10 protein-coding genes are annotated in these 13,141 nt (G+C 64.7%); 5 read left to right on the top strand and 5 right to left on the bottom strand.

The window, feature by feature from the left end; genetic code table 11:
- Window positions 1-11 precede the first annotated feature (11 nt).
- The 4 genes from TZ53_RS05675 to TZ53_RS05660 all read right to left on the bottom strand — a co-directional run bounded on the left by TZ53_RS05675 (window position 12) and on the right by TZ53_RS05660 (window position 5,350).
- Entirely contained in the window at window positions 12-1,586 is a 1,575-nt protein-coding gene (locus TZ53_RS05675; protein ID WP_025551339.1) for an AMP-binding protein, read from the bottom strand.
- Window positions 1,587-1,695: 109 nt separating this feature from the next.
- Window positions 1,696-3,027: an MFS transporter gene (locus TZ53_RS05670; RefSeq protein ID WP_037483851.1), complete on the bottom strand. Its 1,332-nt coding sequence runs from the start codon at window positions 3,025-3,027 to the stop codon at window positions 1,696-1,698.
- A gap of 16 nt (window positions 3,028-3,043) precedes the next feature.
- Complete coding sequence (locus tag TZ53_RS05665; RefSeq protein ID WP_025551343.1) at window positions 3,044-4,519, bottom strand: aldehyde dehydrogenase; 1,476 nt, start codon at window positions 4,517-4,519, stop codon at window positions 3,044-3,046.
- A gap of 42 nt (window positions 4,520-4,561) precedes the next feature.
- Window positions 4,562-5,350 carry an SDR family NAD(P)-dependent oxidoreductase gene (locus TZ53_RS05660; RefSeq protein ID WP_044660673.1) on the bottom strand — a complete coding sequence of 263 codons (789 nt, stop codon included), beginning with the start codon at window positions 5,348-5,350 and terminating at the stop codon, window positions 4,562-4,564.
- Between the two features lie 185 nt (window positions 5,351-5,535).
- Between TZ53_RS05660 and TZ53_RS05655 the strand changes: the two genes are divergently transcribed.
- Window positions 5,536-7,209: a GMC family oxidoreductase gene (locus TZ53_RS05655; protein ID WP_025551345.1), complete on the top strand. Its 1,674-nt coding sequence runs from the start codon at window positions 5,536-5,538 to the stop codon at window positions 7,207-7,209.
- Between the two features lie 336 nt (window positions 7,210-7,545).
- Here TZ53_RS05655 and TZ53_RS05650 read toward each other — a convergent pair whose 3' ends face one another.
- On the bottom strand, window positions 7,546-8,319 hold the full coding sequence (locus TZ53_RS05650) for an SDR family NAD(P)-dependent oxidoreductase (protein WP_025550522.1): 774 nt from the start codon (window positions 8,317-8,319) through the stop codon (window positions 7,546-7,548).
- A gap of 149 nt (window positions 8,320-8,468) precedes the next feature.
- Between TZ53_RS05650 and TZ53_RS05645 the strand changes: the two genes are divergently transcribed.
- From TZ53_RS05645 to TZ53_RS05630, 4 genes are all read left to right on the top strand, one after another.
- A complete protein-coding gene (locus TZ53_RS05645; RefSeq protein WP_025550524.1) occupies window positions 8,469-9,671 on the top strand; it encodes an acyl-CoA dehydrogenase family protein in 1,203 nt (400 codons plus the stop codon).
- A gap of 16 nt (window positions 9,672-9,687) precedes the next feature.
- A complete protein-coding gene (locus TZ53_RS05640; protein WP_025550525.1) occupies window positions 9,688-10,815 on the top strand; it encodes an acyl-CoA dehydrogenase family protein in 1,128 nt (375 codons plus the stop codon).
- 164 nt (window positions 10,816-10,979) lie between these two features.
- On the top strand, window positions 10,980-11,822 hold the full coding sequence (locus TZ53_RS05635) for a MarR family winged helix-turn-helix transcriptional regulator (RefSeq protein WP_025550526.1): 843 nt from the start codon (window positions 10,980-10,982) through the stop codon (window positions 11,820-11,822).
- Between the two features lie 75 nt (window positions 11,823-11,897).
- Window positions 11,898-13,109 (top strand): sulfotransferase family protein, encoded by a 1,212-nt coding sequence (locus TZ53_RS05630; protein ID WP_226870404.1) that lies wholly within the window; start codon window positions 11,898-11,900, stop codon window positions 13,107-13,109.
- Window positions 13,110-13,141 lie beyond the last annotated feature (32 nt).

Here is a 13,141-nt window from a genome sequence, read left to right as displayed (position 1 = left end):
CTTCTTCCCGGTCACGCGCTTTTATACAGTTCCTTCAGCGCGAACTTGATCACTTTCCCTGTCGAATTCATCGGCAGCGCGTCGAGGAAGGTGACGCCGCGAGGAATCTTGTAATTGGCGAGATTGGCCTTCGCCCAGCCGATCACCTCCTCCGCCGTGATGGAGGAACCGGCGGCCCGGACGATGAAGGCATGGCCCACTTCGCCCAGCCGCTGGTCGGGCACGCCGATGATGGCGGACTGGTGGATGCCCGGCAGGCCCGTCATCTGCTTCTCGATCTCCGCCGGATAGACGTTGAATCCGCCGACGATATACATGTCCTTCAGCCGGTCGGTGAGCTTCAGATACCCGTCCGCATCCAGACAGCCGACATCGCCCGAATGCAGCCAGCCATCGGCGTCGAGCGTGGCGCGGGTCGCCTCCGGATTGTCGAGATATTCGATCAGCAGCTTGTCGTCGCGGATCAGCACTTCGCCCGGCTCTCCCACCCCCAGCGAGCGGCCATCCGGCCCGGCGACGCGGATTTCGGTGCCGGGGATCGCCGTGCCGACCGTATAGGCGATGCGTTCCATGGGATCGCCCGGCCGGGTGTGCGTCGCGGAGCCGCAGCATTCGGTCATGCCATAGCCGGTGCTGATCTCCTGGATCGGGGTTTCGGCCTGGAGCCGTTTCATCAGTTCGATCGGCACGACGGTCGATCCCGTCGACATGAAGCGCCAGCTCGAAATGTCCCAATCGCGCCAGTTGGGAAAGGCGAGCATTTCCTGGAACACGGTCGGCGGCGCGGGCATAACGGTGATCCGGTTCTTCGCCACCAGGTCGAGCACGCTTGCCGGATCATAGGCTTCGGGCCAATAGAGCGTGCTGCCCGCGATCAGCGATGCGACCCAGCCCGCCTTGTAGGATGCGTTGTGCGAGAAGGGACCGAAGGCGGCATAGCGGTCGTCCGCCGTCTGCCGGGCGATGTCGACCCATGCCTGACCGCCGCCCAGCGACCGGCGATGATCGAAAAGCGCGCCCTTGGGCGCTCCCGTCGTGCCGGACGTGAACATGAGGTCCGCCAGCGTGTCGGGCTTCACCATCGCCTCGCGCTCGGCAAGCTGCGCGTCGCTGCTGTTTGCGGCCAGCGCGACGAAATCCTCGAAACCGATTTCGCCTTCGCCCAGTTCCTGCGGTTCGGCGCGCAACACGATGCGGCGGCGCAGGCCGGGCATCGCTTCGTCCTTCAGCATGGCCGGATAATAGCGGCCCAGGAAACTGCCGATGGAAAACAGGCGGACAATCTGTCCCCGCCGCACGATGTCCGACACCTCGCCGCCCTTCAGGCGTGTGTTGAGCGGCACCATCACGCCCGCGGCGCGCTGGATGCCGATGGCGATGGCGACCCATTCCCACATATTGGGCGCCCAGATGGCGGCCCGGTCGCCCGGCCGGGCGCCGTCCGCGATCAGGGCCTTGGCGACCAGATCGGCCTGGCGGTCGAGTTCGCGATAGCTGATCGCCCCGTCAGTCTGCGAAACCAGGGCCGGGCGGTCCCCGTGACGCGCGGCGGCGCTGCGCATGAGGGCGGGAATAGTCGTCGTCATGATGGCCTTTTCGTCAGGATTCTGGTGCCGATGCCATGTTGCAGCATGGGCCGAACTCGCCTTCGAAGGAAGGACAAGCTTGGCATCACCGTGGTTGTGATGGCTGGCTTCATCGATCCAGATGGCGCAGGAAATCGCCCCGCGCCGACCAGACCATCCAGGCCGCGAGCGGTCCGGCGGTCAGCAGGCCGGTGATGATCGCCCAGCCCAGCTTCATGGGATCGCCATAGACATAATCCGTCAGGAAACCGATCAGCATCGGTCCCAGCGCATAGCCGCACAGATTGGACGCCAAAACCATCAGCGCGGCGAAGCGTCCGCGCATCTCGATGGGCGCGATCATCTGCACGGCGGCCATGGTCGGCCCATAGCTCGACCCCATGGTCATCATCATCAGCGTGATCGCGCCGAACAGCAGGGCGAAATTGCCGGCTGCGAAGGCCGCCGCCAGAACCGGGGGAATCGCGATGCAGAAGCCGCACAGCAACCGCAGCGCCATGTCGCGGGTGCCGCGCGCGAAGCGATGGTCGATCAGCACGCCCAGCGACAGCCCGCCGACGATGCCGCCCAGCGCGACCGCGACCGACATCATCGTTCCCACCTCCGCCGCGCTGACGCCCAGCACGCGGCGGGCATAGGTCGGCGTCCATACCATCGTCCCCTGAATGGCGACGGCCATCACCGCCGATCCCAGGATCAGCCCCAGCATCAGCCGGGGATGCGCGCCGATATGGCGGAAGAAGGCGCCCCAGCTTGCCGCCTGCCGGTCGGGCGGAGGCTGGCTGCGGCGCTTCGGCTCGCGAAAGGCGAAAGCGAGGAAGGCGACCGCCACGCCGGGCAGGCCCGTCACCACCAGCACTTGCCGCCAAGGGGCAAGCCCCGCGAACGGACCGCTCAACGGCTCCGCGCTGAACAGCGCGAGCAGGTTGCCGCCCAGCGCGTAGGACAGCGATATGCCGATGACGCCGGACACGGAAAGGCAGGCGATCGGCGTCGTCAGCCGATGACGGGGGAAGATGGAGGCAAGGAGCGACTGCCCAGCGGGGGATACCGCCGCCTCGCCCGCGCCCACCAGCAGCCGGCCGGCGAAGAGCTGGCTGTAGCTGCGCGCCAGCCCTGTGCCCGCCGCCGCCAGCGACCAGACCACGATGCCGGTGAACATGATCGCGCGCCGCGAATAACGGTCGACCAGCCCGCCGATCACCAGCCCCATCAGCCCGTAGAAGAGGGCGAAGGACAGGCCTTGCACCAGGCTGATCTGGAAATCGTTGAGGCCAAGGTCGGCCCGCATCTCCGGGATCAGCACCGATATGACTTGCCGGTCGATCATCGACACGATCTGGAAGATCATCAGGATGAAGACGGTCCACCAGGCGCTGGCCGGACCATAATTGTCCGGCCAGTGACTGGTCTGGGCGGGGGCGTCGGCGGGGCCATCCACGCGCGCGTGCAAGGGGTCAGCCCTTCAGATGGGCAGGCAGATCCTGCATGAAGACGGCCTTGATCTCGGTGAAGCCGTGCAACCCTTCCTCACCGCCCTCGCGGCCCACGCCGGACTGTTTGAAGCCGCCATAGGGAATGGTGTAGTCGATGACGCGGCCATTATGGCCGAAATTGCCGGTACGGATGCGGCGGGCGACCTTGTAGGCGCGCTCGACATCCTGCGTGAACACCCCGCCCGACAGGCCGTAGATATTGTCGTTGGCGATGGCGATCGCCTCTTCCTCGCTGCCATAGGCGATGATCGTGCCGACGGGTCCGAAAATCTCCTCGCGGGCGATGGTCATGTTGTTGCTGGCGTCGGTGAACAGGGTCGGCTCCACGAACCAGCCCTTGTCGAGATGAGCCGGGCGGTTGCCGCCAGTGACGATGCGGGCGCCCTGCGCCTTCCCCTGCTGGATATAGTCGAAGACGCGGCCATGCTGGCGCTGGGTGACGAGCGGGCCCATCTGCGTCGTTTCAGTGAAAGGATCGCCCACCTGCACATATTGCATGGCGGCGGCGAGCGCTTCCTCCACCGCGCCCTTCAATGAGGCGGGCACTAATATGCGGCTGAAGGCGGCGCATTGCTGGCCGCACAGCCCGACCAGGTTCGGCATGATCCCTTCCACGACCTTGCCGATGTCGGCATCGTCCAGGATGATGGCGGCGGACTTGCCGCCCAGTTCCGTCGTGATGCGTCCCGACCGGGCGCTGACGACCGAGGCGATGTGCAGGCCGGCGGCGGTCGAACCGGTGAAGCTGACCTTGTCCACCCCTTCATGGCGGATCAGATAATCGGACACTTCGCGATCCGCCGTCAGGACGGAAAAGACGCCGTCGGGCACGCCCGCCGCCGCGATGCATTCGGCCAGGATCAGCGCTTCCAGAGGCGTTTCGGGCGAAGGCTTGGCGATGATCGTGCAGCCTGCCGCCAGCGCGAAGGCGACCTTCAAGGAGAGCGTGGCCAGCGGCGCGTTCCACGGCACCACGGCGGCGACGACGCCCACCGGCTCGCGCACGACGATGGCATGCCCGCCGGCCAGGGCGGGGCGCACCTCCTCAAACCCCTTTTCGGCAAGGTCCGCGGCATAGGTGTAATAGCCGCCCATGAAGGGGGCCGTCATCGACGATTGCGAATAGGGCATGCCCACCTGCAGCGACCAGGCGCGGGCGAAATCGTCGTTGCGCCTGGCCATTTCCTCAGCGATGCGGCGCAGATAGACGGCGCGCTCCGGCCCGGTCATGCGGGGCCAGGGGCCGTTGTCGAAGGCATTGCGCGCCGCCGCGATGGCGCGGTCCATGTCGGCGGTGGTCGCCTTGGCGACGCGGCCCACTTTCTCCTCGGTGGCGGGCGAGATGATCTCGATACCGTCCGATCCCGAAGAAGGGGACCAGTCGCCGCCGATGAACAGCTTTTCGGGGTTCGCGAGGTGGAGAAGCGTATCGGTCATGCGCGATTTTCCTTCTGGATTCGGCAAAGAAAGGGCGGCTGCTTAGGTCTCGACCACGACAGGCAGCGACAGGATATTGGCGACGCCGCCATCGACCGGCAGCATGTGGCCCGTGATATAGGCCGATGCGTCGGACGCCAGGAACTGGACGGGGCCGACCATCTCCTTCGGATCGCCAAAGCGGTCGAGCGCTATGGCGCTGCGGAAGATTTTCGCCCGCTCCGGATGGCCGACGGTGGGCGCTGCCATGTCCGTGTCGAAGAACCCGGGCGCGATGGCGTTGCAGGTGACGCCATGGGGCGCCAGGTCGGCCGCGATGGATCGCGTCAGGCCCAGCACCGCATGTTTGCTGGCGACATAGGCGGACAGGTTCGGCCGCCCGGTGTCGGAGACGTAGGAGGCGAAGTTGATGATCCGCCCCCATTTGCGCGCCGCCATGCCTTTCGACAGGTCGCGGCACAGCAGATACATGGACGATACGTTCACATCGAACATATTCTCCCAATGGGCGAGGGTGGACTCGTGGAGCGGTCCCCATCCGCCGATGGCGCCGTTATTGACCAATATGTCGATGGCCGCGCCTTCGGCGTTCAGCCTGTCGGTCGTCGCCTGCACCGCGTCCAGATCGGCCAGGTCGAACGCGATCGTTTGCGCCCGCCCGCCAGCCGCCCGTATTTCTTCGGCGGTTTCCTCCAGCTTCGCGCCGTCCCGCGCCGCGAGGATCAGCGATGCTCCCGCGTCCGCCAGCCCCAGCGCGATCGCCCTGCCCAGGCCGCGGGAGGCTCCCGTGACCATCGCCGTGCGTCCCGCGAGCGAGAAAAGCCCCGTCATTCTTATCCTCATCCTTGGCCAAGACTACGTCCCGATGCAGTCATAGCGCTGGCGACCCCCGGATTTCGATGGCATCCGCCAAGCCATCATAAGGGCGATGTTCGTCGGTAAAGTCCGACATAAGGCTTGCGCACCCTTCATCCCTCCCCGCTATGCACGGTGCTGAGGATAAGGAGAAAGGCAGCATGGTCGAGGCGCAGAGCAGCGTGGAGGCGGAAGCCGATTATGTCATCGTCGGCGCGGGATCGGCCGGCTGCGTGCTCGCCAACCGGCTGAGCGCCAACGGCCGCCACAAGGTCGCGCTGCTGGAGGCGGGCGGCGACGACCGGCCGTTGCAGAATCTCTTCAATCCCGCGCAGGCGATGAGCACGATGAACATTCATGTGCCCGCCGGTTTCACCAGGATGCTGAAGGACCCGCGCATAAACTGGAATTACATGACCGATCCCGATCCGGGTTCGGACGGCCGGCAGCATTTCTTCCCGCGCGGCAAGGTTCTGGGCGGTTCCTCCTCCATCAACGGCATCCTCTGGGTGCGCGGCTTGCCGGAAGATTATGACGGCTGGCGGCAAAGGGGCCTGACCGGCTGGGGCTGGGACGAAGCGGAAACCTATTTCCGCCGGATCGAGAACCAGCAGGGCGAAGGCGCCAGCCGCGACCAGCAGGAAGGCCCGCTCAAGATCAGCGACGTGCCGATGCGGCACCCGATGCTGGACATCATGACGAAGGCGTTCGAGGAAGCGGGCGCCCCGGTGGCCAAAGACCTGAACGGCACCACGCGGGAGGGCGTCGCGCGGGTCCGGCTCAACGCCCATAAGGGCCTGCGCGTATCGGCGGCGGTCGCCTATCTGCACCCGGCGATGAAGCGGCCCAATCTGCAGGTCATCATCCATGCCCACGTCACGCGCATCCTGTTCGAAGGCAGGAAGGCCGTCGGCGTCGAATATTGGAAGGGCGGCCGGCTGCGGCAGGTGCGCGCGCGCCGCGAGGTCATCCTTTCGGGCGGAACGATCAATTCGCCCCAATTGCTGGAACTGTCCGGCATCGGCCAGGGCGAACGTCTGCGGGCGCTGGGCATCACGACGCTGGTGGACAGCCCGAACGTCGGTGAGAATTTGCAGGACCATTATGCATCGATGGTCCGCGCTCGCCTCAAGCCGGGCGCTTCCAGCTTCAACGCCATGTCGCGCGGCCTGCCGCTGGTGGGGCAGATGATCCGTTTCGCCGCGAGCCGTACCGGACTGCTGGCGCTGGGTGGGTCGAACCTGACGGCCTTCCTCAAGTCCGATCCGGCGCTCGATCTGCCCGACCTGCAATTCTTCGCCAGCCCCGCCACGGTGGATTTCGAGGCGCTGGCCAAAAACGGCGCCATGACGATGGAAAAGCTGCCGGGGATGACGGTGGGCGGTTATGTGATGCGGCCGCAGTCGAAGGGCTCCATCCATGTGAAGAGCGGCGACTTCCATGATGCGCCCTCGATCAAGCCCAACTTCCTGTCGGCGGAGGCGGACTGCCGCGCTCAGGTCGGCGGGCTGCGTTGGGCGCGCCGCGTGATGGAAAGCCCCGCGCTCGCGCCCTATTTCGACCATGAACTGACGCCGGGGGCAGCGCTGCAAAGCGATGAGGAATTGCTGGCCTTTGCGCGGGCTAGCGGGTCGACCGGTTATCATCACACCTCCACCTGCGCCATGGGCGTCGGCCCGGATGCGGTCGTATCCGGCACGCTGAAGGTCAATGGCGTGAAAGGCCTGCGGGTCGTCGACGCCTCGGTCATGCCCGCCGTCGTGTCGGGCAACACCAACGCAGCGACGATGATGATCGCGGAGAAGGGTTCCGACCTGATCCTTGCAGAAAGCTGATGGGAGTGGCGCCGCCGCCTGTCTCAGTCAGCGATGCTTTGGATTGAAGCGCGACTTGCTCCTGCACAGGAACGCGGTTCAAACTAGGCCGCGTGGACAATTCGGAATGGCGGGAAATGGCCAATCCAAGACATTCCCCTCCCGTAAACGGGAGGGGTTAGGGGTGGGTGCGAGCGCAGCGAGCTTCTGACTTAGCCGTTGCAAAACAGCGCAGATGCCGCGCCAGCCCACCCCCTAGCCCCCTCCCGCCTGCGGGAGGGGGAATGTCCTGATTCCACCCAAATCACTCAGTCCGGCGAGTCTGGAATTATCCACCCCGCCTGGGCAGGACAAACTCTAGGCTTCCCGCCGCACCTGCTCACCGAACAGCAGCAGCGACTGGTCCGTCGGCAATGCGGCCCAGATCTGGCGCGCCGCGCTGTCTATGTCCATGACGCCGATGCCCTGTTCCATCTGCCTGCGCATCTGCGAAGCGATCGGATAATGGTCGTCGGCCATCGCCGCGACATGCCGGGTGAGGGGGGTGTCGACGAAGCCGGGCCGCACCGCCGTGACCCAGACGTTGCGTCTATCCCGCATCGCCAGTTCCCGGCGCGCCACCCGCACCCACATTTCCAGGGCGGCCTTGCCGGCGCAATAGACGCTTTGTCCGATGGTGGGAGAGCGGGCGGAGGAAGAGGACATCATGACCAGCCCCGCCTCTCCGGCAAAACCGCTCTCTCCGACCGCGCGCAGGAACATCTCTCCCAACCGAAGCGGCGCGGCGACATTCGCGGTGATGTCGCGGGCATAATCGTCCGGCGGCACCTCTCCGACAAAGCCCGTCATCCCCTTCATATGCGCGTTCTGGATGAATATCGCGCGGGCACCCCGAAAATTGGCGAGGCTATCGGCAAAATGCGCGCCGACATTGTCCCAACTCTCGGGATCGGCCAGGTCGAGGAAGATGCTCTCATGATGGGGATGCGGCCGCCGCGACAAATTGATGATGCGCGCATCGCCATAGGGAACGTTGCGCGCCAGGCCCAGGCCGATGCCCTCGGTCGCGCCCGAAATCCATATCAGACTGCCGCGTTCCGCATCCGCATCTTCTTTATCTGCATTTTGCATGTATGATTTTCATCATGACGACTATCTACTGTCAAATCGTGCCGCCGCACCATCGCATGGATGATGCTGCTCCCCGCCCTGCTTGCACCCCTGGGGAGTGCAGGCCATGGAAATCGGGTATCACCCTATAGTCAGCCGGAGCCGATCCGATGGAATTGCGCCTCGATCCCGATCTTCAAACCTTCCGGACGGAAGTGCGCGCCTTTATCGACAGCGTCTTGCCCGCCGACATGAAGGAGCGCCAGCGTCGGAAGGTCGCCAACAACGCCGCCGTGCCCGACTTGCTGGAATGGATGCGCATCCTCAACGCCCATGGCCGATCCGTGCCGCACTGGCCGGTGGAGTTTGGCGGCTGCGGCTGGACTCCGATGCAGCTCTTCATCTTCAATGAGGAATTGTACAAGGCCGACGCGCCCGAATTCGACTGGGGCGGCACGCATATGCTGGGGCCGGTGCTCTACACCTATGGTTCCGATTATCTGAAGGACAGGTTCCTGCCCATGATCCGCGAAGGCGCGACGATGTGGGCGCAGGGCTTTTCCGAACCGGGGTCGGGCTCCGATCTCGCCTCGCTGCGCACCAGCGCCGAACTGGTCGGCGACAAATATATCGTCAACGGGCAGAAGATCTGGACCAGCGGCGCCGCGCATGCGGACTGGGGCTTTTTCCTGGTCCGCACCGACAAGACTGTAAAGCCGCAGCGCGGCATCAGTTTCCTGATCATCAAGATGGACACGCCGGGCATCACCGTGCGCCAGATTCCGCAGATCAATGGCGAGGCGCATCTGTGCGAGGTGTTCCTGGACAATGTCGAAGTGCCCGCCGACCAGTTGATCGGGGAACCGGGCATGGGCTGGACCTATGCCAAGTTCCTGCTGGAGCATGAGCGTACCACGTCCAGTTTCATTTACTGGAGCAAGCGTGAGCTTGCCCGCGCGAAGGACATCGCGCTTGGCGAAAGCGTGGGCGGCCGCCGCGTCGCGGACGATCCCGCCTTCCGGGCCCGTTTCGCGAAGGCGGAGGCGGATCTGCTCGCGCTGGAATGGTCCGTGCTGCGCGTGCTGGCGCATGAGGAGTTGGACGAGCCGGAGGCTGCCGCCGCCTCCGTGCTGAAGATCAGGGGCTCGGAACTCCAGCAGGAAATCACCATGTTGCAGGTCGACGCCATGGGCGCCAAGTCGCTGCGCTTCTTCGACGCCGCGCCCGTCCCGCCGCCGGCGCCCACCGACGTGTGGCCCGACTATGCGCCCGGCCGGACCACCGTGGCGCTGATCAACCGGGCGGCGACCATCTATGGCGGCTCGAAGCAGATCCAAAAGAATATTCTGGCCAGGCTCGCCTTCGGCCTTTGAGGGGAAGACAGGGACAATGGATTTCGCGAAGTCGGACATTCAGGCGATGCTTCTGGACAGCGCCGATCGGCTGCTGTCCGAAAATGCCGACGTCGAATATTGGCGGCATCAGCGATCGAGCGCGCTGGGCTTTGACGAGGCGCGCTGGGCGCAGTTCGCGGAACTGGGCTGGCTCGCCCTGCCGGTGCCGGAGGCAGCGGGCGGTCTGGACGGCACGATGGAGGATATTGCGCTGCTCAACATCGCGCTTGGCAAGGCGCTGGCGACCGAACCCTATGTCAGCACGGTCGTCCTGGCCGATCATGTGTTCAAGCAGGCGGCGGACGAAGCGCGCGCATTGGAATTGCTGGGGGAGATCGCGGGCGGCACGCTGCGCGTCGCGCTCGCGCATCAGGAAAATGGCGCTCATCCGCTCGATGTCGAAGTGACGGGCACACAGGCTCGTCCTTCGGGCGACGGTTATATTCTGTCGGGTGCTAAAATCATGGCGCTCGATGCACCGGGCGCGGGGCAGTTGATCGTCTCGGCTCGCATCGAGGGAGAGGAGGGCATCGGCCTGTTCCTCGTGCCCGCCGATGCATCCGGCCTTTCCGCCCGGTCCTATGCGTTGATCGACGGCACCCGCGCGTCCGACATCGTCCTTGCCGATGTAAAGCTGCCGTCCGCGGCTCTGCTGATCGGCGGCAATCGCGGCTCGGCGGTACTGCGCGAGGCGATCGACCGCGCTTCGATCGCGCTGATGGCCCAGGCGGTGGGCGCGATGGAGGCAGCGAACAAAATCTGCGGCGCCTATGTTCAGGAGCGGAAGCAATTCGGTGCCGCGATCGGTTCCTTCCAGGCGATCCAGCATATCATGGCCGATAATTTCGTCGCGGCCCATCAGGCGCGATCCATGCTCTATCATGCCTTGGCCAATGCCGATCAGGATGAGGCGAGGCGGTCCGCCGCGCTCTCCGCTGCGCGGCTCGTCGTCGGGGAGGCCGGGCAGACCGTCTCGCGCAACGGCATTCAGGTGCATGGCGGCTATGGCCTGACCGATGAATATGCGATCGGCCATTATTTCCGGCGCCTGATGTGCATCGAAAAGCAATATGGCGACCTGATCCAGCATGGCGAGCGGTTCGGGAACAGCATCTTCGGCTAAAGCCTGTCCCGATCAGGGCCGAGGCACAAGCTGTTCCCGCGCAGGCAGGAACGGGTTTGACCGAAGCAGGAAAATTCGCCTGGGCGGGAATTTCGGTCCTTGGCCGGGCAGGCGGATCGCGCCCGCCCCTTGCGGATCGTATCGGCCTATGGCTTTGTGGCGCGATGACGGGAAGGGCCAGGACTGGGGAAGGGCGGCGGGACCTTGAGGCATGCCGCGCCGCGCTGGAGGCGCATTATGCGGTGCATCGCACCATTCCATCCATGGCGGGCCTTGCCCGGCTGTGGGACTATGCCAGCAAATCCTCGGCATCCCGGCTGGTCGATCAACTGATCGAGGCGGGCGTGCTGCTCTGGTCGACCGACCGGCGGCTGGCGCCCGGCTCGGCCTTTCGCATCCTGCCCGACCCGCAGGCGCAGGTCAGCGATGCTCCGTACCTGAACGATATGGGTCCGAACGATAATGGCCGGCACAATCCCGATCCGCTTCAGGCCGCGCTGGCAGCCTGGGCGACCGACTATGATCCCGTGCTGGTCCGCGCCTATTCCGTCACCACGCGCCTGCTGCGCCTCGCCCGCAGCATGGAGCGGCATATGACGCAGTCCGCCGCAAGGGAGGGGCTGACCTCGGGCGACGTGCTCCTGCTCGATGCGTTGTACCGCGTGGGGCCGCCCCATCGCATCGCGCCGACCGCGCTCAAACATTATTTCCTCATGTCGCTGGCGGGCGTCGCCAAGCGGGTCGACCGGCTGGAGGCGCTCGGCTTCATTCGCCGCGTTCCCAATCCCGACGATCGGCGCGGCCTGTTCATCGAATTGACCCATGCAGGTCGAGCCGCGCTCACCAGGCTGGTGGCGGTCGATCGCACCGCTCCGCACATCCTTTGGCCAACGATGCTCAGCGATCGGCAATATCAGGCCATGATAGAATCCCTGACGGTCGCGGAAGCGGTCGTGGCCGCTGCCGATAAGAACGATCGTTCCGAATTTCCTCCTCCAGATATGTGATGTTCTGCCGGTTCATTGACTTTTCAGCACCAATCCGATCCAGTTTCCATATCTTGGTAAACTAAATAGGAGCGGATGATGCGGAGCAGGTCGGAAAAGGTTGGAAATGTCGCTGCCCTTTCGACCGGCATAGACGCTTCGGCTCTCATTCGTAGCTCGCAGATGATCGCCGGCCATTTCGATACGCCCGATCCCGCGCTGGTCGGACGGGTCAAGCGGTTCATAGCCTGGCTGAACGACCAGCCCCCTCTGCGCGCGGAGCAGAAGGCCGACGTCGAACTGCAACTGCGCAAGCTGTTATCGACGCGCCTGCGCCTTGCCGCCGATCGCAAGCGCATTCCCGCCATTGCCGAGGAGAAGATCGAGCGACCCATTTTCGTCATCGGCTTCGGCCGTACCGGCACCACGCTCATCCATTCGCTGCTGGCCGAGGATATTGGCGCCCGCGCACCGCTCTGGTGGCATAGCCATTCGCCCAGTCCGCCGCCGGGCGAGGTGCCGGCGACGCCGGAACGGATCGAACTGGCCGCCAGGGAACTGGACGAGATGCTGATGCGCTCGCCCGGTCTGCTGACCCTGCACCCCTATTGGGACAAGCGCGGACATTGCCCGATCGAATGCGAGGAAATCTTCACCCTCGACTTCCAGAACGCCTATCCTTCGCTGCTGTACAAGCTGCCTGCGCTGGCGATGATCCTCGACGCCAGCAATATTGCCGATGCCTACCGCTTCCATCGCCAGTTCCTCCAGCAGTTGCAATGGCGGCAGCCCACCAGTCATTGGGTGGTCAAGGGCATCTATCACCAGTTCGCTCTGGACGCGCTGTTCGAAGCCTATCCCGATGCGCTGTGCATCTGGCCGCACCGGGACCCGGTTCAGGTTCATCCGTCGATCATGGCGATCACGGCCGTGCTCTATGGCGGCATCACCAACTGGCAGATGGATTTCCAGGCTCTTGGCCCCGCCTTTGTCGAAAGCATCGCCGCATCGTTGTCCGAAACGATGGAAAATCCGCTGGTGGACGATCCGCGCATCTTCCATGTCGATTTCCACGACCTGACGCGCGATCCGGTGGACGTCATCCGCCGCGCCTATGGCCATTGGCAACTGGATTGCACACGGGAATTCGAAGCGCGGATGCGGGCCTGGCTGGCCGATCCCGGCAATGCCTCCAACCGCTATGGCCGCTACGATTATGCGCTGGAGCCTTTCGGCCTCACCCGCGAGATGATCGAGACGGCGTTCGAGGGCTATTCGCGCCGGTTCAGGCTGGGGCGCTTCGCCTGACGTTCGGCCTGATGCCGAATGCCGACATGAGA

Origin of the sequence: Sphingobium sp. YBL2 (genome assembly GCF_000943805.1) — a bacterium.
Taxonomy (GTDB): domain Bacteria; phylum Pseudomonadota; class Alphaproteobacteria; order Sphingomonadales; family Sphingomonadaceae; genus Sphingobium; species Sphingobium fuliginis.
The sequence above is the reverse complement of the archived record's forward strand: the minus strand, read 5'-3'. Positions and strand labels throughout refer to the sequence as shown.

Bases quoted from the DNA above. Each gene is read 5' to 3' on its own strand.
- TZ53_RS05675 (WP_025551339.1), bottom strand. From the start codon at position 1,586: ATGACGACGACTATTCCCGCCCTCATGCGCAGCGCCGCCGCGCGTCAC.
- TZ53_RS05665 (WP_025551343.1), bottom strand. From the start codon at position 4,519: ATGACCGATACGCTTCTCCACCTCGCGAACCCCGAAAAGCTGTTCATC.
- TZ53_RS05660 (WP_044660673.1), bottom strand. From the start codon at position 5,350: ATGACGGGGCTTTTCTCGCTCGCGGGACGCACGGCGATGGTCACGGGA.
- TZ53_RS05655 (WP_025551345.1), top strand. From the start codon at position 5,536: ATGGTCGAGGCGCAGAGCAGCGTGGAGGCGGAAGCCGATTATGTCATC.
- TZ53_RS05650 (WP_025550522.1), bottom strand. From the start codon at position 8,319: ATGCAAAATGCAGATAAAGAAGATGCGGATGCGGAACGCGGCAGTCTG.
- TZ53_RS05645 (WP_025550524.1), top strand. From the start codon at position 8,469: ATGGAATTGCGCCTCGATCCCGATCTTCAAACCTTCCGGACGGAAGTG.
- TZ53_RS05640 (WP_025550525.1), top strand. From the start codon at position 9,688: ATGGATTTCGCGAAGTCGGACATTCAGGCGATGCTTCTGGACAGCGCC.
- TZ53_RS05635 (WP_025550526.1), top strand. From the start codon at position 10,980: ATGACGGGAAGGGCCAGGACTGGGGAAGGGCGGCGGGACCTTGAGGCA.
- TZ53_RS05630 (WP_226870404.1), top strand. From the start codon at position 11,898: ATGATGCGGAGCAGGTCGGAAAAGGTTGGAAATGTCGCTGCCCTTTCG.